The organism is Comamonas sp., from assembly GCF_036666375.1.
In the GTDB taxonomy this organism is placed as follows: Bacteria; Pseudomonadota; Gammaproteobacteria; order Burkholderiales; family Burkholderiaceae_C; genus Comamonas.
The window spans coordinates 1-23993 of record NZ_JAVWWA010000089.1 but is presented as its reverse complement, the minus strand read 5'-3'; the positions used below and the strand labels follow the sequence as shown (position 1 = coordinate 23993).

At 68.0% G+C, this 23993-nt stretch carries 20 protein-coding genes; 3 read left to right on the top strand and 17 right to left on the bottom strand.

Annotated features, from left to right (window positions below):
* Nucleotides 1–2170: replication restart helicase PriA (priA, locus tag RR928_RS18730; protein WP_332683708.1), on the bottom strand; the 2170-nt coding region annotated here is incomplete at its 3' end.
* 707 nt (nucleotides 2171–2877) lie between these two features.
* Nucleotides 2878–3990, bottom strand: coding sequence for a uroporphyrinogen decarboxylase (hemE, locus tag RR928_RS18725; protein ID WP_332537005.1), 1113 nt, complete (start codon nucleotides 3988–3990; stop codon nucleotides 2878–2880).
* A 269-nt stretch (nucleotides 3991–4259) separates the two neighbouring features.
* Here hemE and gltS point away from each other — a divergent pair, with 269 nt between their 5' ends.
* Both gltS and RR928_RS18715 read left to right on the top strand, forming a co-directional pair.
* The gene (gene gltS / locus RR928_RS18720; RefSeq protein ID WP_332537006.1) at nucleotides 4260–5474 is read left to right on the top strand and encodes a sodium/glutamate symporter; all 1215 of its coding nucleotides are present in this window, start codon (nucleotides 4260–4262) and stop codon (nucleotides 5472–5474) included.
* A gap of 314 nt (nucleotides 5475–5788) precedes the next feature.
* On the top strand, nucleotides 5789–6613 hold the full coding sequence (locus RR928_RS18715; RefSeq protein WP_442881616.1) for a GNAT family N-acetyltransferase: 825 nt from the start codon (nucleotides 5789–5791) through the stop codon (nucleotides 6611–6613).
* A 7-nt stretch (nucleotides 6614–6620) separates the two neighbouring features.
* Here the strand turns inward: RR928_RS18715 and RR928_RS18710 are convergent, their stop codons facing one another.
* The 3 genes from RR928_RS18710 to RR928_RS18700 form a co-directional block, all read right to left on the bottom strand.
* Nucleotides 6621–7166 (bottom strand): hypothetical protein, encoded by a 546-nt coding sequence (locus RR928_RS18710; RefSeq protein ID WP_332537008.1) that lies wholly within the window; start codon nucleotides 7164–7166, stop codon nucleotides 6621–6623.
* 171 nt (nucleotides 7167–7337) lie between these two features.
* A complete protein-coding gene (locus RR928_RS18705; RefSeq protein WP_332683705.1) occupies nucleotides 7338–9551 on the bottom strand; it encodes a protein-disulfide reductase DsbD family protein in 2214 nt (737 codons plus the stop codon).
* Between the two features lie 73 nt (nucleotides 9552–9624).
* Entirely contained in the window at nucleotides 9625–11088 is a 1464-nt protein-coding gene (locus RR928_RS18700; RefSeq protein ID WP_332537012.1) for an MATE family efflux transporter, read from the bottom strand.
* A 61-nt stretch (nucleotides 11089–11149) separates the two neighbouring features.
* Here RR928_RS18700 and RR928_RS18695 point away from each other — a divergent pair, with 61 nt between their 5' ends.
* Nucleotides 11150–12007 (top strand): creatininase family protein, encoded by an 858-nt coding sequence (locus RR928_RS18695; protein ID WP_332537014.1) that lies wholly within the window; start codon nucleotides 11150–11152, stop codon nucleotides 12005–12007.
* Here RR928_RS18695 and RR928_RS18690 read toward each other — a convergent pair.
* The 12 genes from RR928_RS18690 to RR928_RS18635 all read right to left on the bottom strand — a co-directional run.
* Nucleotides 12004–12486, bottom strand: a complete 483-nt coding sequence (locus tag RR928_RS18690) for a hypothetical protein (protein WP_332548512.1) — start codon at nucleotides 12484–12486, stop codon at nucleotides 12004–12006. The genes RR928_RS18695 and RR928_RS18690 overlap by 4 nt on opposite strands.
* Before the next feature lie 23 nt (nucleotides 12487–12509).
* A complete protein-coding gene (locus RR928_RS18685; RefSeq protein WP_332537017.1) occupies nucleotides 12510–13184 on the bottom strand; it encodes a histidine phosphatase family protein in 675 nt (224 codons plus the stop codon).
* An 85-nt stretch (nucleotides 13185–13269) separates the two neighbouring features.
* Entirely contained in the window at nucleotides 13270–14211 is a 942-nt protein-coding gene (locus RR928_RS18680) for a PhzF family phenazine biosynthesis protein (protein WP_332537019.1), read from the bottom strand.
* Nucleotides 14211–15395, bottom strand: a complete 1185-nt coding sequence (locus tag RR928_RS18675; protein WP_332537021.1) for an aminotransferase-like domain-containing protein — start codon at nucleotides 15393–15395, stop codon at nucleotides 14211–14213. The genes RR928_RS18680 and RR928_RS18675 overlap by 1 nt, the downstream gene beginning before the upstream one ends.
* A gap of 249 nt (nucleotides 15396–15644) precedes the next feature.
* Nucleotides 15645–16244, bottom strand: a complete 600-nt coding sequence (locus tag RR928_RS18670; protein WP_332537023.1) for a LysE family translocator — start codon at nucleotides 16242–16244, stop codon at nucleotides 15645–15647.
* 146 nt (nucleotides 16245–16390) lie between these two features.
* On the bottom strand, nucleotides 16391–17602 hold the full coding sequence (locus RR928_RS18665; protein ID WP_332537025.1) for an HDOD domain-containing protein: 1212 nt from the start codon (nucleotides 17600–17602) through the stop codon (nucleotides 16391–16393).
* Between the two features lie 17 nt (nucleotides 17603–17619).
* A complete protein-coding gene (gene flgL / locus RR928_RS18660; RefSeq protein WP_332537027.1) occupies nucleotides 17620–18828 on the bottom strand; it encodes a flagellar hook-associated protein FlgL in 1209 nt (402 codons plus the stop codon).
* A 17-nt stretch (nucleotides 18829–18845) separates the two neighbouring features.
* Nucleotides 18846–20801 carry a flagellar hook-associated protein FlgK gene (gene flgK, locus RR928_RS18655; protein WP_332537029.1) on the bottom strand — a complete coding sequence of 652 codons (1956 nt, stop codon included), beginning with the start codon at nucleotides 20799–20801 and terminating at the stop codon, nucleotides 18846–18848.
* 20 nt (nucleotides 20802–20821) lie between these two features.
* A complete protein-coding gene (gene flgJ, locus RR928_RS18650; RefSeq protein ID WP_332537030.1) occupies nucleotides 20822–21775 on the bottom strand; it encodes a flagellar assembly peptidoglycan hydrolase FlgJ in 954 nt (317 codons plus the stop codon).
* Nucleotides 21772–22917, bottom strand: coding sequence for a flagellar basal body P-ring protein FlgI (locus tag RR928_RS18645; RefSeq protein ID WP_332537032.1), 1146 nt, complete (start codon nucleotides 22915–22917; stop codon nucleotides 21772–21774). Before RR928_RS18645 ends, flgJ begins: the two co-directional genes overlap by 4 nt.
* Before the next feature lie 21 nt (nucleotides 22918–22938).
* The gene (locus RR928_RS18640) at nucleotides 22939–23652 is read right to left on the bottom strand and encodes a flagellar basal body L-ring protein FlgH (protein WP_332537034.1); all 714 of its coding nucleotides are present in this window, start codon (nucleotides 23650–23652) and stop codon (nucleotides 22939–22941) included.
* A gap of 90 nt (nucleotides 23653–23742) precedes the next feature.
* On the bottom strand, nucleotides 23743–23993 hold a 251-nt coding region (locus tag RR928_RS18635; protein ID WP_332683703.1), incomplete at its 5' end, for a flagellar hook-basal body complex protein.

Here is a 23993-nt window from a genome sequence, read left to right as displayed (position 1 = left end):
AGATCGCCAAGGGATCTACATCGACCAGCCAGCGCACTAGTGGCCGGTGCTGGGGCTGTGCGCGCAGCTGGTGCAGCAGCGGCTGCCAGGCGTGCAGGAAGCGCTGCAGCGCCGTGCGGTCCAGGCTTTCAATCAGCATCTGCGCGCGCTCGACGTTGGCCACGCGCTGGATGGTCATGGGAATCGGCGGGAACAGGAATACCTCGTCGAGCCCGGGCAGCTGGGCGTCGCGCGCGGCCTGGCTTGCGGCCAGCAGAAAGGCCTGGGCGTCCTCCTGGGTACGCGCGTCGGCGCGCACCAGCGCCTGGTAGGCAAACGGCGGCATGCCCGCGTCCTCGCGCTCGCGCAGCTGCTGCGCGGCAAATGCCGGGTAGTCATGGGTGCGCAGCGCGGTGAACACCGCGTGCTGCGGGTCGCGCGTCTGTATCCACATCTCGGCGCGGCTGCCGCTGGCCTGCAGATAGTCGGCGTCGCGCCCGGCGCGGCCCGCGGCCTGCATCAGCAGGCAGAACAGCCGCTCGGACGCGCGGTAGTCGTTGGAGAACAGCGCGTTGTCGGGCTGCACCGCCGCGACCAGCGTGATGCGCCGGAAGTCATGGCCCTTGGCGACCATCTGCGTGCCCACGAGCACGTCGATGTCGCCCGCATGCATCTGCGCCAGCTGCTCTTCCAGCGCGCCCTTGGCCTTGGTGGTGTCGGCGTCGATGCGCGCCACGCGCGCCGGCTCATGGTCGGGGCGCTGCACATTGCGCAGCAGGCGCGCGAGCTCTTCCTCGAGCTGTTCCGTGCCCTTGCCCAGCGGCAGGATGTCGGGGTTGCCGCAGGACGGGCAGGCATGCGGCACGCGCTGCGTGAAGCCGCAGTGGTGGCAGCGCAGCGTGCGGTCGCCCTTGTGGAACACCTGGTGGGCGCTGCAATGCGGGCAGTCGCTTTTCCATTCGCAGTCGGCGCAGTACAGCACGGGAGCGAAGCCGCGGCGGTTGAGCAGCACCAGGCTTTGCTCGCCGCGCTGCACGCGCTCGGTGATGGCCGCGAGCAGCGGCGGCGAGAACACCGCGCGCCTGGGCTGCTGGGTCATGTCGACCAGCCGCACCTTGGGCAGGGCCGCCGAGCCAATGCGGCTGGGCATGTGCAGGCGCAGATAGCGCCCGCCCGGGTCCTGCTCGGTGGCCGGACGGCTCGCGTGCCAGCTTTCAAACGACGGCGTGGCGCTGCCCAGTATCACCTGCGCACCCTGGGCGCGCGCGCGCCAGATGGCCAGGTCGCGCGCCGAATAGCGCGCGCCTTCCTGCTGCTTGTAGCTCGCGTCATGTTCCTCGTCGACGACGATCACCTTGAGGCCGGGCAGGCTGGCAAACACCGCCATGCGCGTGCCCAGCACGATGCGCGCGGCGCCGGTGTGCGCGGCCAGCCAGCTCTTGAGGCGCTGCGGTCCGGTCATGCCGCTGTGCATGCTGACCACGGCAGCGGCGCCGTACTGCGGCGCGAAGCGCTCGACAAAGCGCGCTTCAAGCTGGGGCGTGAGGTTGATCTCGGGCACCATCACCAGCGCCTGGGCCGCGGGGTCGGCGTCAAGCGCAGTCTGCACGCAGCGCAGATAGACCTCGGTCTTGCCGCTGCCCGTGCTGCCGTAGAGCAGGAACGGGCGGCCCGCGTCAGGGCGGCCCGCGTCAGGGCGGCCCGCGCCGGCGCTGGCCGCTATCTGCTGCACCACCTGCTCCTGTTCGGCGCTCAGCGCGACCAGCGCGGGCGCAGCGCCCGGGGCAGGCGCAGCGGGCTTGCTTTTCGCGGGCTTGAGCCGGCGCGCGAGCTGCTCGGCCGTGAGCTCGCGCAGCTGCGGCGGCAGCGCGGCCATGGCGATTTCGCCGATGCTGCGCTGGTAGTAGCGCGCGGCAAACGCCACGAGGCGGCGCCAGGCGTCGGGCAGCGGCGCAATGCCTTCGAGCACGCCCGTCACGGGCCGCAACTGCAAGGTCGATTCAGGCGCGGGCGCATCGTCTGCGGCCGCAGGATCGTCCCAGACCACGCCCAGCATCTCGCGCTTGCCCAGCGGCACGCGCACCAGCGTTCCGGGTGCCAGGCGCGTGCTGGCCGCGTAGGTCAGCAGATGGCCGACCGCGCTGTGGGCCGGCATCTGCAGGGCGATCTGGACGGGAAACAGGGCGGTCATTGCGGCGGGTAAAAAAGCTTCAGAAGGCGGCGGGAAAGGAAATCCGGGGGTTCCCGGCTTTTTGCCGATTTTCTGTGGATAACTTTGTGGGAATTGTCAGGGCTTGTGCGGGCGGGAAGGCTTTTGGCGATCCGCCCGCGGGCTTGTTCGATTTGCGGCCCTCGAGGCTTCTCTTTATAAAACAAGAGCTTGCATGGGGCTTGCAACACCTGTGACGCTGCCGTGACAGCCGTTTTTGGGGTGTTGGGGACCACCTGCTGATGTGCATAAGTCGGAACGCAGGTCGCTGTCAAGCGCCAGGAACCCCCTAGTTTTTGCGAAAAATTCCGCGCGTTTTGCAGAAAAAAAGGAGAAACCAGCTGCAAGTCCTTGATTTCAGAGTTTATTTGCTAATTTCCGAAGTTTCTGTGGATAACTTTGTGCACAAACAATTGGGAACGCTTCGCCATTTACGATCGGTTCTTGCCTGTCACTGTAGGAGAGTCCTGGGGGCGCTGATAAATACTGTTATGAATCAACAACTTGCAAGTTGTTCTCCGGCGATTTACGGCCCGGGCTGCAAGTGCACTGGGCCGCGGGCGGCGCCACTGCACAGCCCCATCGCTGTGCATAACTGACATGGGCTCAAGGTGGGCACTCGCTCACCTTGGTCCGCACCGCATGCCTGGGAAATCCGCAGGCCGCGGCCAGCGCGACCAGCCAGGCGCTCAGTTTTGGCGCATTGCGCGCGAGTGGCTGTGCACCGTTTCGACCAGCGCTGCCACATGTTCGGGCGGCGTGAACTGGCTGATGCCATGGCCCAGGTTGAAAATATGCGTGGGGCCGGTGGTGGCGCGGTCGGTATGTGGCTTGCCGAAGCTGTCGAGCACGGCGCGCGCCTGGGCCGCGACCTGCTCGGGTGGCGCAAACAGCACGTTGGGGTCGATATTGCCCTGCAAGGCCTTGCCCGGGCCGCCGACATCGCCGCCGACGATGGCGCGTGCCTGGCCCAGGTTGGCCGTCCAGTCCAGACCCAGCACTTCGCAGTCCATGTCCTTCATCTCGGGCAGCCAGATGCCGCCGCCCTTGGTGAAGACAATGCGCGGCACGTCGCTGCCGTCGACGCCGGTGCGCTTGAGCTGCGCCAGCACGCGGCGCGTGTAGGCCAGGCTGAATTCCTGGAAGCAGCCATCGGCCAGCACGCCGCCCCAGCTGTCGAAAATCATCACGGCCTGGGCGCCGGCGTCAATCTGCGCATTGAGGTAGGCGGCCACGCTGTCGGCATTGACGCTCAGGATGCGGTGCATCAGGTCGGGGCGCGCATACATCAGGCTCTTGACCAGCCGGTAGTCGCTGCTGCCCTGGCCTTCGACCATGTAGCAGGCCAGCGTCCAGGGGCTGCCCGAGAAGCCGATCAACGGCACGCGGCCGTCGAGCGCGCGGCGTATCGACGTCACGGCATTGAACACGTAGCTGAGCTTGTCCATGTCGGGCACGGCGAGCTCGGCCACGGCGGCCTCGTCGCGCACCACCTTGGCAAAGCGCGGGCCTTCACCGGCCTCGAAGCTCAGTCCCAGTCCCATGGCGTCGGGAATGGTCAGGATGTCGCTGAACAGGATGGCGGCGTCGAGCGGAAAGCGCTCCAGCGGCTGCAGCGTGACTTCGGTTGCGTAGTCCACATTCGTCGCCAGCCCCATGAAGCTGCCGGCCCGGGCGCGCGTGGCCTTGTATTCGGGCAGGTAGCGGCCTGCCTGGCGCATCAGCCACAGCGGGGTGTAATCGGTGGCCTGGCGACGGCAGGCGCGCAGGAAAGTGTCGTTTTGGAGGGGGGCAAAAGACATGGTGCTCACTCACGAAGGGGGCTGGGCCGGGCCGGATGCTGGGCCGCAAGGGCGCAGCCGGCGGCCATGGACGGCGCCTGAACCGGGCCGGATTCGGGCCTGCTCAAGCGGTCAATGGTTGGGTCGGGCAATCCGGGAGTTTAACGGATCGGACATGTCGCACGCTGGCCCTGGGGCACGCAGGCGCGCCGCCGTTTGTCTTTGGGCGCAGGCACAATGGACATTTTTGCGCCGAATTTCCGGTGCGCTGCCTGACGTTGGAAATGTTTTTGAACCTGCCTGAAACGCTCGCCATACCTGCTTTCCAGAGCTTCACGCTTGCCATCCTGCTGTTTTTCGTCGGGCAGAAGGTGAGCCAGCAATCCGCACTGTTGCGTCGATACAGCATTCCCGAGCCCGTGGTCGGCGGCTTTCTGTGCGCCTGCGTGGTCGGTGCCGCCTATCTGGCGCTGGGGCTGCGCATAGAGTTCGATCTGGGCGTGCGCGACATGCTGCTGTTGTATTTCTTCGCCGGCATAGGTCTCAAGTCCGATCTGCGCACGCTGCGCGAAGGCGGCCGGCCCGTGATGTGGCTGCTGGCCCTGTCATCGGCCTTCATCGTGCTGCAGAACCTGCTGGGAATGGGCGTGGCCGGGCTGTTCGGCCTGGATCCGCGCGCCGGGCTGATGACAGGCTCGATCTCGCTGACCGGCGGCATAGGCACCACCATGGCCTGGGGGCCCGAATTTGTCGAGCGCCTGGGAATCGCCAACGCGGTCGAACTGGGCATGGCCAGCAACATGGTGGGCCTGATCGTCGCCTGCATGATAGGCGGCCCGGTGGCCAGCTATCTGATGCGCCGCCACCGGCTGGTCGGCGGCGTGGGCGCGCTCGATGTGGGCGTGACCGCCGAGCACAGCCCGCCGCTGGACTACATGGGCGTGCTGCGCGCGCTGCTGTGGCTCAACCTGGCACTGCTGCTGGGCGAAGTGATCACGCCGCTGTTCCACGAAATGGGGCTGCAGCTGCCGATGTTCGTCGGCTGCCTGATGTCGGGCATGCTGCTGCGCAATCTGCTGGGCCGCTGGCTGGTCGGCGGTCCGGGCGACACCCAGCACTGGCAGGGCATACGCCAGGGCCTGGCGCTGATTTCGGATATCTGCCTGGGTCTGTTCCTGACGATGGCGCTGATGGGCTTGCAGCTGTGGATGCTTGGCGGCGTGATGGGCTTTGTGCTCAGCGTGCTGGCGCTGCAGGTGCTGCTCACCGTGGCGTTCACCGTCTGGGTGGTGTTCCGCAGCATGGGAGGGGACTACGAGGCGGCCGTGATCTGCTCGGGCTTTGGCGGCATCGCGCTCGGCTCCACGGCCACGGCCATGGCCAACATGACTGCCGTGACCCACAGCCATGGCGCGGCCCACCGGGCGTTCATCGTCGTGCCGCTGGTCTGCGGGTTCTTTGTCGACATCGTCAACGCGCTGGTGATTCAGTGGTTGGCGAGATGAAAGGGGGCGGCACGCCCCCTGTTCCCTGCGCGCGTTCATGCTTTAACGCTTTCAGGGCGAACGAATAGCAGGCTTCCGGCTCCCATGTTTCCCGTTGGCATGAGATCCACGTGCACGGGATGCGCCCCCCGACACGCAACTGTCACCGCGCCATCACGCCCCTGTCATATCGCACGCCAACAATGCGTAGCGTGAGCCGGGGCTGAAAAAAAGGGGAGTGACGCGGTTACCCGTCACCCACCCGATCCCCCCCGGTATCACGCCAATTCAACGCTGCGCGTCGGGGAGAATGTATGGACGAGAACCTGCAAGCCATGCCGATAGGAGACTGGGCATCCTCGATGCCCGTCTACCCACCCCGGGCGCTGCCCGCGCTGTTGCGCCCCTGCGTGGAGGCGCGGCCTGCAGGGCGTCTGCTGGTGCAGTGGGCACGCCAACAGGACGAGGTACGCGAAGCCCAGCGCCTGCGCCACCAGGTGTTCGTGCAGGAAATGGGCGCGCGCCTGCCGGTCCAGCTCGAAGGCCATGACATCGACCGCTTCGACGACTATTGCGAGCACCTGCTGGTGCGCGATCCGGTGAGCCAGGCCGTGGTCGGCACCTACCGCCTGCTGACGCCGGCCGAAGCGCGGCGCGCGGGCGGGCTCTACTCGGACAACGAATTCGACCTCGTGCCCATAGACGCATGGCGGCCGCGGCTCGTGGAGCTGGGCCGCAGCTGCGTGCATGCCGACTGGCGCCATGGCGCGACCATCATCGCGCTGTGGGGCGCGCTGGCCGAATTCATGCAGCGCAACCGGCTCGAAGCCATGCTGGGTTGCGCAAGCATGCCTATGTACCACCCCGGCCTGGCCTACGGCGAAGGCGCGGCCGCCATCTGGCAGCAGCTGCGCACCCGTTATCTCGCCGAGCCCGCAATGCAGGTCCAGCCGTACACCGCCTTGCCGCTGCCGGCCGAAGGCCGGGCCACGCCGGCTGCCGCCAACGTGCAGCCGCCGGCACTGATCCAGGGCTATCTGCGCATGGGCGCCAAGGTGCTGGGCGCGCCGGCCTGGGACCCCGACTTCCAGACCGCCGACCTGCCGCTGATGGCGCGCATTGCCGACCTGCCCGCGCGCTACCGCCGCCAGCCCGGCTGAAGCTGCCTCATTCCTCGGGCGTCTCGTCGGGCGCAGTGAACATCAGGCCCAGCGCCGAGAGGCTGAGCAGGAAGATCACGAACATGTAGAGCGCGGTCGCCAGCGACAGGCTGATGGTGAACACCCATTGCCAGGTGTTGCAGATATTGCCCGTGCCATACATCGCATGGCATTGCTCCACATGCGGCATGTGCAGGTACCAGAGGACGGCCCACAGCGTGAGCGCGGCCACCAGCGCCACGCCTTGCCAGCCCTGGCGCAGCGACAGCATGGACAGCAGGGCGACCGACACGGCCGTGCCCCAGACCAGCATCAGCGACCAGCTCACGGCGGGCGAGCGCGCGAGCAGATCCTGGAGCCAGGCCATCTTGGGCAGCTGGTCGAACAGGTCCAGCAGATTCCAGACCGCGGGCACGACGGCACCCGCGATCGCCAGGCAGGCGACCAGCAGCGCCAGCAGGCCGTAGCGCCAGCGGCGCGGCAGTCGGTGTTTGTCCGGGAGCGAGTGGCGGTCGTCGTTGTGGGGGGAATGGTGTCGCAGGGTAGCGGTCATGGCAAACCTCCTGAAGATCGACGCCGGTACGCCTGGACTGCGACTCCGGCGCGCTGCAAGAAAGTGCAGCGTGCCTTCAGTCTAGGCCGATCAATCGGCCTGTGCGTGTAGGTTTACGCTGACGCTCCATCCCGGCACAGGGGTCGCCCCCATGCCGGAAAGGGTATATCCCTAGAGCGCCTGCAGCGCGCCATGCACTTCGGCGGGCGACAGCAGCTCGGTCATGACATGCGGCGGCCTGCCCGGCGCATACAACACATAGACCGGCACGCCGCTGCGGCCCAGCGCGGTCAGCGCCTGGGTGATGGCCGGGTCGCGCCGCGTCCAGTCGGCGCGCAGCAGCGCCACGCCGCGCGCGGCGAAATCCGCGCGCACGTCGTCGCGGTTGAGCGTGGTGTGCTTGTTGACCTGGCAGGTCACGCACCAGGCGGCGGTGAAGTCGACGAACACCGGCGTGCCCGCAGCCGTGAGGCTGCTCACGCGCTCGGCCGACCAGGGCTGCCATTCGGTGGCGCTGGCGCCGGCCGTGGCCGCGCTTTCGGCCGCCACGGCACGCGTGATGTGCGGGCCTACGGCGCTGCCCAGCCACAGCGTGGCCAGCAGCAGGCCGGCGCCCAGCAGCCAGCGGGTCCTGCCGCCCAGCGTCAGCGCCCAGACCAGGGCGCTGAGCGCGACCAGCAGCACCAGCAGCGCGCCCGCGCCGTCGATGCCGCTTTGCTGGCCCAGCACCCAGACCAGCCAGGCAACGGTGGCAAACATCGGGAAGGCCATGGCGTGGCGGAAGGTTTCCATCCAGGCGCCGGGCCGCGGCAGCCAGCGCACCAGCGCCGGCAGGAAGCTCGCCAGCACATAGGGCAGGGCCATGCCCACGCCCAGCGCGGCAAACACCGTCAGCGCCTGGGCCGCGGGCATGTCGATCGCCAGTCCCAGCGAGGCGCCCATGAAGGGCGCGGTGCAGGGCGAGGCAATGGCCACGGCCAGCACGCCCGACAGGAACGCTTCGCCCACGGGGTGGCGCACCTGGGCGCTGGCCCAGCGCTGGGGCAGCATGCGGCCGAACTCGAACATGCCGGCAAGGTTCAGCCCCAGCAGCGTGAACAGCACGGCCATGGCCGCGACCAGGCCGGGCGACTGCAGCTGAAAGCCCCAGCCCAGCTGCTGGCCGGCCGCGCGCAGCGCCAGCAGCAGCCCGCCCAGCGCCAGGAACGACAGCAGCACGCCCGCGCCATAGGCCAGGCCGCCGATGCGCAGCGCGCGCCGGTCCTGGCCGTGGCGCGCAAAGCCGACGATCTTGATGGCCAGCACCGGGAACACGCAGGGCATGAGGTTGAGGATCAGCCCGCCGACCAGTCCGCCCAGCAGCGCCATCCAGAAGCCGCTGGCGCCGGACGCGGGCGGCGCTGGCGGCACCTGCTGCGCATTGGCGGCCAGCGCCGCGGCCAGCGCCGGCGAGACGCCGGCAACGGGCGCGCTGCTCCAGCGGCCTTCGACCGCGGCCACGGTGCGCCAGGCCAGCGGGCCGCTCGTGGGGGCGGTGGCGGGTGCGAGCACGAAAGGCAGTTCATTGGGCGTTTCACCGCGCATTGCCGACAGCGGCCAGTCGGCGGTCCAGACCGCGCCGTCCCAGGCCTGGGTCCAGACGGCCGCGTGCTCCAGCACTTCGGGCGTTTCGGGAAACAGCCTCAGGTTCTGGCCTTGCAGCGCCGCGGGCAGGCCCGCGATGCGCAGCTGCAAACGCTCGCCTTCGACCTTGGCCGTGCTCTGGCCCTGCAGGGCCGCCGGCCGGCCCGCCTGGGCCGCGGCAAACGCCGGGGCATGCATGGCGGAAGCGCTGCGCACCGGCAGCTGCAGCGTGAAGTCGCCTTCCTCGGGAATGCACTCGACGCGGCACACCAGCCAGCTCGCGTGCAGACGGACCGTCAATGTGTCGCCGGCCGGGGCCTTGAAGTCGGCGGCGACCTTGAACGGCACAGGCAGCAGCAGCTCGCCTTCATAGCCATAGTTGACCAGCGGGCCGACGCGAATCGCTTCGGGCAGCGGCCAGTCGATCTCGCCGGCTTCGAGGCCTGCGGGCAGCTGCCACTGCAGCTGCGTGGGCAGGCCCGAGTCGCCGGCGTTCTTCCAGTAGGTGTGCCACTCGGGCTGGTGGGTGATCCGCAGGCCCAGCCACAGCGGCTGGCCGGGCGTGACGCCATCGGGTGCATGGGCCACCAGTTCGGCGCGCACGCGCGGCGTGGTGACGACCGCGCTCCCCGCGGTCTGGCTGTTGCCCAGCAATTGGATCTGGGCAAAGCTGTTTTGCGCCGTGACCAGCGTCAGCAGGGCCAGGGCAAGCACCCAGGCGGCGGCGGCCAGGGGCCGGAAGGAGGGGAGGCGGTAGATCATGTTCGCAAGGTGGGAGCCCGGCGGAGGCCGTTTGGTTCCGCAACAGGCTTGGGCGATGGTAGCGCGCGACGCCTTAGCGCGCCGCGGCCAGCCGCTCATCGGGCTGGGAGCACACGGGCGACGGTGGCAGGCCGCCGACTTCGGCGGGCGTGGCCAGCTGGCCTTCGGCCGGCGCGAGCATGTGCGCCTTGCGCCAGCCGCCCCAGCGGTAGTAGCCCAGCGACAGCAGCATCGCGCAGGCCGCGCTGACCGGAAAGCTCCACCAGATCGCGTCCACGCCCAGCACCGGCTGCAGCCACTGCGCGAACGGCACGCGCACGCCCCACAGCGCCAGCGCCAGAATGACCAGCGGCGCGACCACGGCGCCCGTGGAGCGCACCACGCCCGAAATCACAAAGGTCACGCCAAAGAACAGGAACGAGCCTATGGCAATGTGATTGAGGTGGCGCGCGGTCTCGAGCGCGGCGCTGCCGTCGGGCAGGAACAGCGACAGCACCTGGCGGTCGGCGGCGACCGCCAGCGCAATCAGCGTGCCGGTCATCAGCACATTGCACAGCACGCCCGCGCGCGCCGTGGCGTCGACGCGCTTCCACAGACCCGCGCCGACGTTCTGCGCGGCCATCGATGAACACGCCGCGCCTATGGCCATGGCCGGCATCTGCACATAGGTCCAGAGCTGCAGCGACGCGCCATAGGCCGAGGACAGTTCCACGCCATGGCTGTTGACCATGCCCATCAGCATCAGCATGGACATCGAGATCAGCACCATCTGCGCGCCCATGGGCAGGCCCTTGACGACCAGCGCGCGCAGGATGCGGCCATCGGGCATGAACAGGCCCAGCTCGGCCGAGCCTATCCACAGCGGGTGGGCGCGCCAGCGCAGCCAGGCGAGCAGCGCGCCGAAGCCTATGCTGTGCGCGACCAGCGTGGCCATCGCCGAGCCGGCGATGCCCATGCGCGGCACCGGCCCCCAGCCGAAGATGAACAGCGGGTTGAGCGCGGTGTCGAGCAGCACCACCAGCAGCAGAAAGTAGAACGGCGTGCGCGTATCGCCCGCGCCGCGCATCACGGCCGAGACGAAGGTGAACAGATAGAGCAGCGGAATCGCCAGAAAGATCACGCGCAGATAGGCCACGGCCAGCGGCAGCGCCTCGGGCGGCGTGCCCAGCAGATCGAGGATATGGCCGGAAAACTGCCAGCCCAGCGCGGAGATGCCTATGGAGGCCGTGCCGAACAGCGTCGCGCTGGTGCCGATCACGCGCTTGGCCTGGGCCAGGTTGCGCGCGCCCATGGCCTGGGCGACAAGGATGGTCGCCGCCATGCCTATGCCGAACATCAGCCCGATGAGCGCGAACAGCAGGTTGTTGGCATTGGCCGTGGCGGTGATCGCGGCCTCGCCCAGATAGTGCCCGACCCAGATCGCATTGATCGAGCCGTTGAGCGACTGCAGCACATTGCCGGCGAGGATGGGAAGCGAGAAGACCAGCAGGGTCTTGCCGATCGGGCCTTGGGTCAGGTCGCGGGTAGTGGATGCCATGGCGCATTGTGCGTGGTTCGGCCCGGGTCCGCTGTCAGCCATCTGCACTACCATGGCGAACATGTCTGCGACCTCTTCTGCATCCCCGCCCCGCTGGCCCTCGCGCTGGTGGGCCCAGGCGTCGGCGCGCGATTTCGCGCTGGCGCAGTCCAACGGTCTCGCCGCCGACACGGTGGCCCTGTTGCCGGTCGCGGCCGTCGAGCAGCACGGCCCGCACCTGCCGCTGTCGGTCGACGCGACGCTGGCCCGGGGCGTGCTCGATGCCGCGCTGGCGCTGCTGCCACCCGAGCTGCCGCTGCTGTGCCTGCCGCCGCAGAACATAGGGCTGAGCATGGAGCACACAGCCTATCCGGGCACGCTGACGCTGGAGCCCGCGACGCTGATCGCGCTGTGGAGCGAGATCGGCGCCTGCGTGGCGCGCGCCGGCGTGCGCAAGCTGCTGCTGTTCAACGGCCACGGCGGCCAGGTCAGCGCCATGGACATCGTCGCGCGCGAGCTGCGCGTCAAGCACCGGCTGCTGGTCTACAGCACGAGCTGGTTCGGTCTAGCGGGAGAGGCCGCCAACCAGCAGTTCTGCGCGCACGAGCACCGTTTCGGCATCCACGGCGGCGAAGTCGAGACCTCGATGATGCTGCACCTCGCGCCGGACACGGTCGACATGGCCCAGGCGCGCAATTTCGCTTCCACGTCGGAAGAGCGCTCGAAGAAGTACGCGCTGCTGGGCAATGGCCGCAGCGCCAAGATGGGCTGGGCGATACAGGACTACAACCCTGCGGGCGCGGTCGGCAATGCGGCCGCGGCCACTGCCGAGCGCGGCCAGTCCATGGTCGAGGCCTCGGCACGCGGGCTGGTGCAACTGCTGCAGGAAATCCATGCGCTGCCGGCGTCTACGCTGGTCGACGAAGCCCGACCTTATTAGGGCTTGACGCCCGCGAGGTGCAGTTCGCTGACCTGCCAATGGTGCAGGCATTCGCGCAGCACCAGCAGCGCCGCGGCCCAGACCGGGTCCTGGGGCAGCAGCGCATCGGCCGGTCCGGCGCGTTCGGCCTGGCGCGCGAGGCGCTCGAACAGCTGCTCCACGGCGTCGCGCGTGAGCACATTCTCGGCCATGGCGACGCAGGCGATGTCGTGCAGCAGCGCGTCGTGGGTCTGCAGATGCACGGGCCGCGGCAGCCAGGGGCCGGCGGGCATGATCGCGTCCTCGACTTCCTCTATGCCCTGCTCCAGCGTGAGCGCATCGGGCATCTTTCCCTGGAAGCGGTACTGGGCCAGCGTGTGCAGGCCCAGCGGCAGGTCGTGGCGCTCGTCGTCGGAGAGCGCGAGCCAACCCTGCACCGCGCCCAGATGCAGGGTCACGCAGGGTGGGGCGACGATCGTGGCGGAAGTGGCGGTGGTCATGCCACTTTGTACCCCAATGTGGCTCAGGCGTGGGTGGCCCAGTCGCGGTGCGCGTCGCTGTCGAGGTGATTGAGCGTGTTGAAAGTCTGCAGCATCAAGCGCCGCGGGCTGATGCTGAATTCGGTGACGGCGCTGTTGCGTATGCGCATGTTGAGCGCAATCGTTGCTTCGGGCGTGGTGCCCAGCACCTGGCCCACGGCCGCCGAGATGGGCCCGCCGCTGCTCACCAGCAGCACGTTCTGGCCCGAATGCTGCTGGCGCACCTGTTCGAGCGCGCCCTGCACGCCCGCCGAGAAATCGTCCCAGCTGGGCATGCCCTTGGGGCTGATCACGCCGGCCATCCACTGCGCGAGCGCGTCGCACAGCAGGCGGAAATGCTGGCGATACAGTTCGGGCGTGTCGGGCCGGGGCAGGGGCTGGGGATGGATTGCCGCGAGCAGCGCATGGCTGTCGTATTCATTGAGCCCGGGCAGCGGGGTGACCGGCGCTATCAGTCCCTCCAGGCCTTCGCCTATGGCGTCCAGCGTCTGGCGGTGGCGGCGCAGCGTGCCGACCAGCACTGCGTCGAACACCAGTCCGCGCTCGCGCCAATACTCGCCCAGGCGGCGCGCCTGATCGTGGCCGCGCGCGCTGAGCTGGTCGTAATCATCGGCGCCAAACGAGGCCTGGCCGTGGCGCACAAGGTAGAGGGTTCCCATGGGCGCGATTGTGGGCAGCGCGCCCGGCGCCGCAAGTCACGCAAGCGACGGCGCAGGCGCGCATTGTCACTTGCGGGACCGGCAGCTAGAGCAGCACCGCGCCCTGAATGCAGCCCACGGTATGGCCGCCTATCCAGAGCTGGCGCTGGTCGTCGGCATGCACATGGACCCAGCCGTCGCGCCCCAGGCAGCTGCCCTGGTTGGCGACATACGGAGCCTGCAGCCGGCCTTCGGCGATCAGCCACTGCGCCAGGCCCGCATTGAGACTGCCCGTGACCGGGTCCTCGTTGACTCCGGTGGCCGCGGCAAAGGCGCGCACTTCGAGCTGCACCGCGGGGCGGGCGCGCGCCGCGGCGCCGGCAAAGGCGCGCGCTTCGCGGCTGGAGCGCCGCACCAGCGCGGGGCCGGCATCGTCTTCGGCCGGATAGATCGCGGCCACGCCGACTTTCTGGCGCAGTGCCTTGAGGCGCGCGTGGTCGGGATCGAGTGCCAGCACGGTGTCGGGGCTGTCGAGCAGCAGGCCCAGCCACTGGGCGCCGTTGTCGAGCTGCTGGGCCGCGAGCAGCTGTTCGGGCGCTAGCCCCAGCGCCGCGCGCACGGCGGCAAGCAGCTCGGGCGCGGCTGCGCTGCGGTCCAGCGAAGGCGCGGCAAAGGCCAGCGCGCCGTCGCGGCTGGCAATCGTCACCAGCCCCTTCTTGCACTCCTGCACGATGTGCTGCGCCGACTGCGGTTTTCCGCCATGGGCCAGCCAGGCGTGGCAGCTGCCCAGCGTTGGATGGCCCGCAAACGCGAGTTCGCCGCCGGGCGTGAAGATGCGCAGCTGGTAGTCGGCGCCCTGGGCGCGCGCGCCCGGTGAGGGCGGCAGCACGAACGTGGTTTCCGACAGCTGGGTCCAGCGCGCGAACGCCTGCATCTGCGCGTCGGCCAGCCCTTCGCCGTCGAGCACCACGGCCACGGGGTTGCCGCGCAGCGCGACCTGCGTGAACACGTCGACCTGCGCGAAAGCGCGCGAGCGCGGCGCCGGCATTACGCCTTGAGCGTCGCGCGGATGGCGTCGGCCAGCGCGGCGATGGCGGTGTTGATCTCTTCGCTCGATGCGGTCACATAGGACAGGCGCAGCGTGCGCGGATCGGCATGCTCGGCGTAGAACGGCGCGCCGGGCACGAAGGCCACATGGCGTTCGACGGCCGCGGCCAGCAGCGTCTGGGCGACCATGCCTTCGGGCAGCGTGACCCACAGGAACATGCCGCCGACGGGGCGCGTCCATTTCACGTCCAGGCCGGCCATTTCGCGTTCCAGCGCGCTCAGCATGGTGTCGCGCTGGGCCTTGTAGAGCGTGCGTATGGTCGGCACATGGCGGTCGAGGAAGCCGTCCTTGATGACTTCGGCGACCACGCGCTGGTTGAAGCCGGGCGTGTGCAGATCGGCGGCCTGCTTGGCCTGCAGGAACTTCGGATAGATGTTCAGCGGAGCGACCAGGTAGCCCAGGCGCAGGCCAGGTGCCAGTACCTTGGAGAACGAACCCATGTAGATCACGCCGTCGGGATTGCGCGCGGCCAGCGGCAGCGGCGGCTCCTCTTCGAACCACAGGTCGCCGTAGGGGTTGTCCTCGATCAGCGGAATGTTGAGTTCGGCGGCCTTGGCGACCAGCGCGGCGCGGCGCGCTTCGCTCATGGTGCGGCCCGTGGGGTTCTGGAAGTTGGGCAGCACATAGGCCAGGCGGGCCTTGTCGGCGCCGCTGCCGGCCTGGGCGACGAAGTCGTCGATCAGGATGCCTTCGTCATCGCTGGCCACGCTCACGGCAATCGGCTCCTGGGGCGCGAAGGCCTGCAGCGCGCCGAGGTAGGTGGGCGTCTCGACCAGCATGCGGCTGTCCTTGTCGAGGAACACCTTGCCAATCAGGTCCAGCGCCTGCTGCGAGCCCGTGGTGATCAGCACCTGATCGGGATTGACGTCCCAGGGCAGCAGGTCGGCGACGGCCTGGCGCAGCGGCGCAAAGCCTTCGCTGGTCGAGTACTGCAGCGCGGTCGCGCCATCCCGCGCCATCACGGTGGCGCAGGCCTCGGTGAAGGCGCTCAGCGGGAATGCCTTGGGCGAAGGCAAGCCTCCGGCCAGGCTGATGATGCCGGGACGGTCGGTGAGCTTGAGGATTTCGCGGATTGCAGAAGGATTCATCTTGGCCGCACGCGCTGCCAGGGTCCAATTCGTCATAACTATCTCTCTGTCTTTGCTAAAACCGGCATTCGGGAATGCGATTGGGATCGGAGCACGCCGTTGTGGGGCATGTGCTGGCGAGGGGGCGAAGCGTCGGGCTCGGCGTAAATGTCCGCGCTGGCGCACCAGCAATGCAGCCATTTTGTCGCCTGCGGGGCCCATCGCGTGCAAAGCCGCAAAAATGGCAACAGGCGCGGCTATGGCAATTTTGGTGCACACCGGGCGCTTCGAGGGGCAAAACGGATTTCAAGCGGCCAGCATCCAGGCCGCGGTCAGCAGCAAAAGCAGGGCCATCAGCCGGTTGAACCACAGCAGGCGCCGGCCGTGGGCCAGCCAGCCGCGCAGCAGCGCGCCCACGCAGGCATAGAGCAGGTTGCTGGTCAGCGCGAAGAAAGCCATCACCGGCAGCACCACGGCCAGCCGCTGCCAGGCGTCGGCATGGCCGGCAATCCAGCCGGCGACGACGGTCAGCATCAGCAGCCAGGCCTTGATGTTCACGAACTGCAGGCCCACGCCTTGCCAGAATGGCACGGCCAGGGCGCCGCCCCGGGCCTGGGCGAGCTGGCCGGCGCGGCTCAGGCGCAGCGCCAGCCACAGCAGATAGCCTATGCCCAGCGCCTTGATCGCCCAGCGCAGCGCGGGCACGGCCAGCACCAGCGCGCCCACGCCCGCGGCGGTGAGCAGCAGCAGCAGGCACCAGCCAAATGGCACGGCGCAGACAAAACGCAGGCTGGGCCGCAGCCCATGGTTGGCGGCCAGCGTGGTCGCCAGCGTGGTGTTCGGGCCGGGGCTGAAGCTCATGGCGGCGGCCAGCACCAGCAGGGCAGTGAATTCGACGGCGGGCATGAAGCGTGGGAAGAGGGAGGAATGGGGCAGTGGATGCCACTGTATGCGCGAATGCGCCATCCTCCCTAGAGTGTTTTCACGCAAGCCCGCGATCCTCTTCGCCCGGGGGCCATCGACGGATCGACGGGCCCGGTAACAGAGGGGTGTTAGCGAGGTTGCGCGCGCATGGGGCGCACCGACTCGCAGCCGTCGCGCAGCATGCGCAGCAGGTTGCGGTTGACGCTTTCAAGTTCCATCTCGTGCGTCTGGCACAGCGCGCGCACGGCGGCGCCGTCGGGCGTCTCCAGCGCCTGGGCCAGCGCGAGGCTGGGCGCGTAGGGGCCGGTCTTGCCTATGATCGCCTGGTAGATGCGCTCGGACAGCGGCAGGCGGCGCAGCGTGCTGGCCAGCGGCTCGCCCAGCAGCACATCGAGCTGCGAGAACAGGCCGCACAAATAGACTTCGCGCTGCAGCTCATGGCCCATGCCGGCCTCGACCAGCCTCTCCGTGAGCTGGCCGCGCATCACCATCGCGGCGCGCACCGGCTGCAGATCGGGTTCGATGTCGGCATGCGGCAGCTGGTCGGCCAGCCAGCGCTGCAGCGTGCCGTAGCCCAGCATCACCAGGCCGCGGCGCAGCGAGTCAACGCCGGTGCGCAGGCCCAGTGCCGCGGAATTGGTATAGAGCATGAAGCGGTAGGCCAGCACCGGATCGCAGCCCAGGATGGCCTCGAAACTTTCAAGCGACTGCTCGGCGTCTATGGCCTGCATCAGCTCCAGCACCCGCCGGCGGCAGGGCTGGGCGCCGCGGCCGCGCAGCTGGTGCAGCACATCTTCGGCGGGCCAGCCGGCCACGGCGGCCGCGCGGTGTTCATCAAGGCAGCGCGTGAGCAGATGGCGGCTTTGCACGTCTTCGTACATCTGGCCGTCGAGCAGCGCGCCGGGCAGCGCGGGGCGCTCGGGATGCGTCTCGTCGGGCGCCAGGCTCAGCAGGCTGTTGGCAAACCATTGCGCGGTGCGCGCGTCGGGCAGCTCGCCGAGCGCGCCGCGCCAGACCAGCTTGAGTCCGCGCGCCTGCGCGGCCTGGGCCTGGGCGTAGAGCGAGGAGTCTTCGATCCAGTCGCCGCGCACTTCGATCCAGGGGCTGCCCGCGGGCGCATTCTGCAGGAAGGCGCTGAGCAGCTGGTGTGTCTGCGGCGACAGCAGCAGCGGCGGCGCGGCCTGGCTCCACATTTCCTGCAGGATGCGCAGGAAGTGCGGGATATCGGGATCGAGCGCCGGGTCGCAATCGATGTAGAGCTGCGCGCCCGCAAGCGTGCGTTCGTTATTCCAGAGCGGCCGATAACCAAGTGTCAGAGAACTGAGTGCGGACAGAGCCATGGAATAAAGTCAAAAAATCAACCGATGTAATCGAACAAGGACAGCTTCTGGATCTGGGCATAGGACTGCAGCGCCGCCGAATGGTTGGTCTGCAGGGTTTTCAGATCTGATAGTGCTGTAATCATATCGACATCTTCCGCCGAGGAGCGGTCGGCTTCGAGTTGCAGCGACTTGGCGCTGAACTGCACGGTCAGGGTATCGGCGCGCTGGAGCAGATCGCCGGCAAAGCTGCGCACGGTCTGCATGCGGTTCATGCCGGTATCGATCTCGGCCAGGGCCTTGGCAATGCCATGGGACAGCGAGCCCGAAGCCGTGCTGCCATCGGGGTTGACGCCGGTGCGCACCACGTTGATCGCCTCGTCGAGAATGCTGAACAGATCGCTGCGCTCGCTCGCACCGATGGTGAAGCTGTCGCCGTTGGCCGGAGCGCCGGTGATGGTCAGGCCCATGCCCGCGACCGTGATCTTGTCGCCCGATTTGTAAGGCACGGCCGCGCCGCCCGCGATGCTGTACGTCGTCGTGCCGTCCGCGGCCACGCTGAACGTGATGTCGATAGGCGGAACGGTGGTCGCAGCGGCGGCGGCGGCGGTCGGATCGGTGATCTGGCCGATGTCGGTCCAGGCCTTGCCGGTGTTGGTCGCGCCCTGGGTCACGGCCAGCACGCCGTTGCCCGTGGGAACATTCATGAAGGCCGCGACGCCGTCCAGCGAGTTGGCGATGCCGTTCGCACCGCTGCTGGTCTGGCCCGACTGGCCCAGGAAACTGCCGCCCTGCAGCGGCTGCTCGGCGCTGCCCAGGCCGCGGAACAGCGCCAGCCCGTTGCTGTCGGTGCGGTTCGCGAAGTTCGCGATCTGGTCGCGCAGCGAAGTCATCTGGGCGACCAGCGCATCGCGCTCGGTCTGGGTATAGGTGCCGTTGCCCGCATTCACCACCATCGAACGGAATTCCGTCAACGCCGTGTTGGCGCTGCCCAGCGCGGCTTCGCCCTGGGTGATGATGGAAACCTGCGCGTCGAGCGCGCGCTTGTCGGCCTCGGTGCGGTCCATGCGCGTGCGCGCGCGCTCGGCCTGGGCGGCGGCGACCGGATCGTCGCTGGCGCGCACCACGCGCTTGCCCGAAGTGGTGCTTTCCATCAGATGGGCCATTTGGGCCTGGCGCTCGGTGAGGTTGTTCACCGTGCGGTCGTACATGTTGGCGGTGCCAAGGCGGGTGATGGTATTGCTCATCGGAAACTCCTGTGGTGTCAGCGACCGACCGTGGCGATCATGCTGTCGAAAATGCTTTGCGCGATCTGCAGCATCTTGGCCGAGGCCTGGTAGGCCTGCTGGTACTGCAGCAGCTTGGCGGCTTCCTCATCGAGGTTGACGCCCGAGATCGAAGTCCGTTCGGCCTCGAGGTTGTTGGCGATGGTGCTCGACAGATCGGCGGCCAGCTTGGCACTTTGCGTGCGCGTGCCGACCTGGGCGATCAGCGTCGAGAAGCCGTCGCTGAGCGTGGTGCCGCCGTCGTACAGCTTGGCATCGCGCAAGGCGAGAAAAGCGGTCGCATTGCCTGCATCGCGTTTCCAGTTGTCGCCCAGCGCCGTGCTCTTGGCATTGTCCACCGTGACCTTGTCGCCCGCGTGCGGCGTGCCGGTCAGGGTGATCTCCCAGCCGTCGATCTTGAGCGGCTGGCCGGCCACATAGTTGCCCGTGGCGCCGTTGCTGGCGGTGTAGGTGATCGCCGAAGTCGTCGGATCGACCGCAAAGGTGATGTCGACCGGACTGTTGACGCCCGGGATGCCCGCTCCCGTGACCGCGAGGCCGGAGAGCTGCAGCGATCCCTTGTTGCCCGCGGAAATGGTGGCCGCGATGGGGTTGGAAACCGCGAGGTCCTGGGGCGCGAGCACCAGCGCCTTCATTTCGGCGGCGGCGGTGCTGAATGGCTTGAAGAGCACGGTGTCATGCTTGGCGCCGGCCGCGGAAATGTTGAACTGCAGGCCGTCGACGGTCTCGGCGGACAGCGCCGCAACGTCGGCGTAGGTGCGCGTGAGCCCGTCGGACAGGCGCACCAGATGGACTTCGCCGGCGTCGCCGAAAACCGCCTTGTAGTCGGAGGCCACATAGGCCGTGGCGTCGAGCACGGGCTTGGGCGTGGCGGCCGACTGGGTGTCGACGAAGCTGACCGAGGCCGTGACGCCGGCGATCGCGGTGTAGCCCTTCATTTCCGTGATCTGCGAGAACAGCGCACTGCCTGGCGTGCCCGACAGCGTCAGGCCATTGCCCTGCTGGGCATTGAGCGCGGTGCTGATCACCTGGGCCATGCGGCCCAGCAGGTTGCGGCCTTCGGCGAGGTCTTCGTTGTTGAATTTCAGCAGGCCCGCGACTTCACCGCCGCCTATCATGCTGGTGCTCAGCTCCACAGCCTCGTTGCCGGGCTGGCTGAAGTACATGGACATCTGGCCGCTGCCGGGGAACTGCGCGGACTCGCGCACCGCCAGCTGCCCCGCGGTCGCGCCCAGCACCAGCGCCTGGCTGCCGCCGACAAACAGGTTGATCGTGCCGTAGGCGCCATCGACCTGGCTGGTCTGCACGTACTGGTTCATCTCGCGCACCAGCTGGTCGCGCTTGTCGAGCAGGTCGTTGGGAACCAGGCCCGCGGCCTGGGAGCGGCTGATCTGGCCGTTGAGCTCGGCGACCTGGCTGGCCAGGCTGTTGACCAGCGTCACGCCGTTCTGGATCTGCAGCTTGTTGGTGTATTCGAGTTCGTCCAGGCTGCTCGCGGCCGACTTGAAGCGCGATGCCAGCTCGGTCATGCGCGTCAGCACCACGTTGCGCGCGGTGAGGTCGGTCGGGGCGTTGACCACGTTCGAGAAGCCGTTGAGCATGTCGTTCATTGCTGCGCCCAGGCCGCTTTCGCCGCCGGCGAAAGCTTCCTGCATCTTGGACAGCGATGCCGCGCGCGCCAGATCGGCGGCATGGATGGAGCCCGCGGTGTTCGACTGGCGGTTGAGCAGCGCGCTGTAGTTGCGCACGATGGAGCTCACGCTCACGCCGTTGCCGACGTAGCCGTAGCCGATGTCCTGGCCGAAATTCGTGCCCATCGACACGGTCTGGCGCGAGTAGCCCTCGGTCTTGACGTTGGCAATGTTGTTGCCGATGGTCTGCAGGGCGATCTGGTTGGCCATCAAGGCGCCCGATCCAACGTTGAGAAGGCTCATTTTGTTATCTCTCTAGGCTTTTAGGCTTGGGTGCCCTGCACGCGCTGGGTACTCTGGATGGCGCGGTTGAGCTTGTTGGCGTATTGCGGGTCGGTGGCGTAGCCGGCTTTCTGCAGCTCGCTCGCATAGGCGAGCGCCGATCCGGTCTGGGCGCGGGCTTTTTCGTAGCGCGGGTTGTTGTTGATCAGTTGTGCGTAGTCGCGGAACGACTCCTCGAACGAGCTGTAGGCACGGAACTTGGCCGTGACCTTGCGCGGCACGCCGTCGATGTATTCGGTGGTGGTGATTTCCGCGACCTTGCCGGTCCAGCTGCCGCCGGCCTTGATGCCGAACAGGTTGAACGAGTTGCTGCCGTCGGCGTTGCGGATCTCGCTCTTGCCCCAGCCGGTCTCGTGGCCGGCCTGGCCCAGCATGTAGGCCGCGGGAATGCCGCTGGCCTGGGCCACGCGTTCGGCGGCGACCGCATGCGAGCGCACGAAATTGTCCAGGCCCTGGGGCGATGGCGCTTTCGCGGCATAGGCGTCGACGGTGCTGGTGGCGGCCACGCCCTTGTTCGGCACGAAGCCGCCGTAGCGCGCAAACCCGCCCTGGCGGCCCGAAAGGCTCAGCGTCGAGGGCAGGGCGTCATCGCCGTCGCCTTCGGAGACGCCGCCCATGGCCTTGGACAGTTGGCGCGCGATCGCGTCGGCCAGTCCGCCGGGCTGGCCCGACATAGAGACCGACAGCTGCTGGTCGAGCATGTCGGCGCCGAGGTTGCCCTGGGCGCCGTCAAGCAGGCCCGACTTCATCGTCGCCTCGCGCATGCTCTTGATCATTTCGCGCATGAACAGCGACTCGAGCTGCTTGGCGGTCTCGCGCACGGCTTCGGGGTTGTTCTGCCCGGCTTCGTATTTCAGCGCATTGAGCGAACGCGCGTCGACGGCGAGCGCGTTGGAGGTGCCCATGGACACGGTGGAATTCAGCGACATGCTCATATGACCTCCAGTTCGGCGTTGAGCGCGCCCGCGGCCTTGATGGCCTGCAGGATGGCCAGCAGGTCCTGGGGCGTGGCGCCCAGCGAGTTGAGCGCGCGCACCACGTCGGTGAGCTGCGGCGAGGCCGGCACCTGGATCACGTTGCCCGGTTCCTGGCGGATCTGGATGCTGGCTTTTTCCGCGACCACGGTCTGGCCTTGCGACAGCGGGTTGGGCTGGCTGATGACCGGCGTGGAGCTGATGGTGATCGACAGGTTGCCGTGGGCGATCGCGCAATTGCCCAGCGTCACGGCCTGGTTGAGCACGATGGAGCCGGTGCGCGCATTGATCACCACCTTGGCCGAGGGCGTCGAGGCGCCGATCGCCAGCTCTTCGAGCTGGGCAATGAAGCGCACGCGCGCGCCCGGGTCGTTGGGCGCGTTGACCTGGACCGTGCGGCCGTCAAGCGCGGTCGCCGTGCCGAAGCCCAGGTTCTTGTTGATGGCCTGCACGACCTTGTCTGCGGTCTGGAAATCGGTGGCGTTGAGGCTCAGCTGAATGGTGTTGCCCTGGTGCAGCGGCGTCGGCACGGCGCGCTCGACCTGCGCGCCCTGCGGAATGCGTCCGGCGCTCAGGTGATTGATCTGGACCTTGGAGCCGCCCTGCGACGCGCCCGCGCCGCCGACCACCATGTTGCCCTGGGCCAGCGCGTAGATTTCACCGTCGGCGCCGCGCAGCGGCGTGGCGACCAGCGTGCCGCCCTTGAGCGACTTCGCATTGCCCATGGACGATACGTTGACGTCTATCATCTGGCCGGGCTGGGCGAATGCCGGCAGCTCGGCGGTGATGATCACCGCGGCCACGTTCTTGAGTTGCAGCTGGCTGGCATTGCCGCCTGCGGGCAGGGCGATGCCCATCTGCTGCAGGTAATTTGCGAGCGCCTGCTTGGTGTAGGGCATCTGCGTGGTCTGGTCGCCCGTGCCATCGAGGCCGACGATCAGGCCGTAGCCGGTCAGTTGGTTGCTGCGCACGCCTTGGACGGCGGCAACCTCCTTGATGCGCAGGGCGTGGGCTGGCAGGGCCGGCACCGCCGCGCCTGCGGCGATTGCCCAGAACGCAAGGTGGGTCGGGCGCAGTTTGAGGAGCGTGGACAGTGCTTTCATAGCTGTCCATTCTCCGGAGAATCAGAACGGCATAACGTTCAAAAAGAAGCGTGACAACCAGCCAATTGACTGGGCTTCGGCCTGTTGGCCGCGTCCGCGCGACTCGATGCGCACGTTCGCCACCTGGGTCGAGCTGACCAGGCTGCCGGGCTGCAGGTTGCGCGGATCGACCGAGCCCGAGAAGCGCAGCACATCGACGTTGTGGTTCACGCCGATCTGCTTTTCGCCGGTGACCACGAGGTGGCCGTTGGGCAGCACATCGACCACGGTGGTGGTGATCGAGCCGGTGAAGTTGTTGCTGTTGGCGGTCTCGCCCGCACCCGAGAACGAGTTCTCGCTGCCGACGCCTATCTTCGAGCGGCCGACGATGTTCGCGGCGTTCGCGCCCTTGAAGATCGGCAGCGCGGTCAGGCCGGCCTTCATTTCGTTTTCGCGATCGATGCTGGACGTGGAACGCTGCGAGGCCGTGACGCGCTCGGCAATCACCACCGTCACCATGTCGCCGACCAGGCGCGCGCGCTGGTCCTCGAACATGGGGCGATAGCGCGCCGCGTGGAACAGTCCGCCCGTGGGCGTGGCCGGCAGCGAGGCCGCAGGGCTGGGAATGGGCGGCGGCGAAGTCGACGGCATGTCGACCGGCGGCGGCGGGTTGAGCGTGGCGACGCAGCCGCTGAGCACGCTGATCGCGAGGCCCACGAAGCTGAGACGGGAAAAGAGGGCGGGGCGGGTGGTCATGGCGGGAAGTCCTGGCAAGATGCGCAACCGCGCACAGGTGGGTGGGGTGAGCGCACTTCGACCCTTGAAGATCGAAGGAGGAACGGTCGCTTACAGCTGGGCCAGCTTGGCCAGCATCTGGTCGGATGTCTGGATGGCCTTGGAATTCATTTCGTAGGCGCGCTGCGTCTGGATCATGGTCACGAGTTCCTGCACCACGTTGACGTTCGAGCCTTCGAGGTAGCCCTGGTTGACCGTACCCAGACCGTTGAGGCCAGGCGTGCCCTGCTGGGGCTGGCCCGAAGCCGCGGTCTCGATGTACAGGTTCTGGCCGCGCGGCTCGAGGCCGGCCGGGTTGATGA

Coding starts and splice junctions, on each gene's coding strand:
- RR928_RS18700 (WP_332537012.1), bottom strand. CDS start 11,088: ATGGCATCCACTACCCGCGACCTGACCCAAGGCCCGATCGGCAAGACC.
- RR928_RS18710 (WP_332537008.1), bottom strand. CDS start 7,166: ATGACCGCTACCCTGCGACACCATTCCCCCCACAACGACGACCGCCAC.
- RR928_RS18640 (WP_332537034.1), bottom strand. CDS start 23,652: ATGACCACCCGCCCCGCCCTCTTTTCCCGTCTCAGCTTCGTGGGCCTC.
- RR928_RS18675 (WP_332537021.1), bottom strand. CDS start 15,395: ATGACGAATTGGACCCTGGCAGCGCGTGCGGCCAAGATGAATCCTTCT.
- RR928_RS18665 (WP_332537025.1), bottom strand. CDS start 17,602: ATGGCTCTGTCCGCACTCAGTTCTCTGACACTTGGTTATCGGCCGCTC.
- hemE (WP_332537005.1), bottom strand. CDS start 3,990: ATGTCTTTTGCCCCCCTCCAAAACGACACTTTCCTGCGCGCCTGCCGT.
- flgK (WP_332537029.1), bottom strand. CDS start 20,801: ATGAGCCTTCTCAACGTTGGATCGGGCGCCTTGATGGCCAACCAGATC.
- RR928_RS18670 (WP_332537023.1), bottom strand. CDS start 16,244: ATGCCCGCCGTCGAATTCACTGCCCTGCTGGTGCTGGCCGCCGCCATG.
- RR928_RS18715 (WP_442881616.1), top strand. CDS start 5,789: ATGCCGATAGGAGACTGGGCATCCTCGATGCCCGTCTACCCACCCCGG.
- RR928_RS18690 (WP_332548512.1), bottom strand. CDS start 12,486: ATGACCACCGCCACTTCCGCCACGATCGTCGCCCCACCCTGCGTGACC.
- RR928_RS18705 (WP_332683705.1), bottom strand. CDS start 9,551: ATGATCTACCGCCTCCCCTCCTTCCGGCCCCTGGCCGCCGCCGCCTGG.
- RR928_RS18695 (WP_332537014.1), top strand. CDS start 11,150: ATGTCTGCGACCTCTTCTGCATCCCCGCCCCGCTGGCCCTCGCGCTGG.
- flgL (WP_332537027.1), bottom strand. CDS start 18,828: ATGAGCAATACCATCACCCGCCTTGGCACCGCCAACATGTACGACCGC.
- RR928_RS18685 (WP_332537017.1), bottom strand. CDS start 13,184: ATGGGAACCCTCTACCTTGTGCGCCACGGCCAGGCCTCGTTTGGCGCC.
- RR928_RS18680 (WP_332537019.1), bottom strand. CDS start 14,211: ATGCCGGCGCCGCGCTCGCGCGCTTTCGCGCAGGTCGACGTGTTCACG.
- flgJ (WP_332537030.1), bottom strand. CDS start 21,775: ATGAGCATGTCGCTGAATTCCACCGTGTCCATGGGCACCTCCAACGCG.
- RR928_RS18645 (WP_332537032.1), bottom strand. CDS start 22,917: ATGAAAGCACTGTCCACGCTCCTCAAACTGCGCCCGACCCACCTTGCG.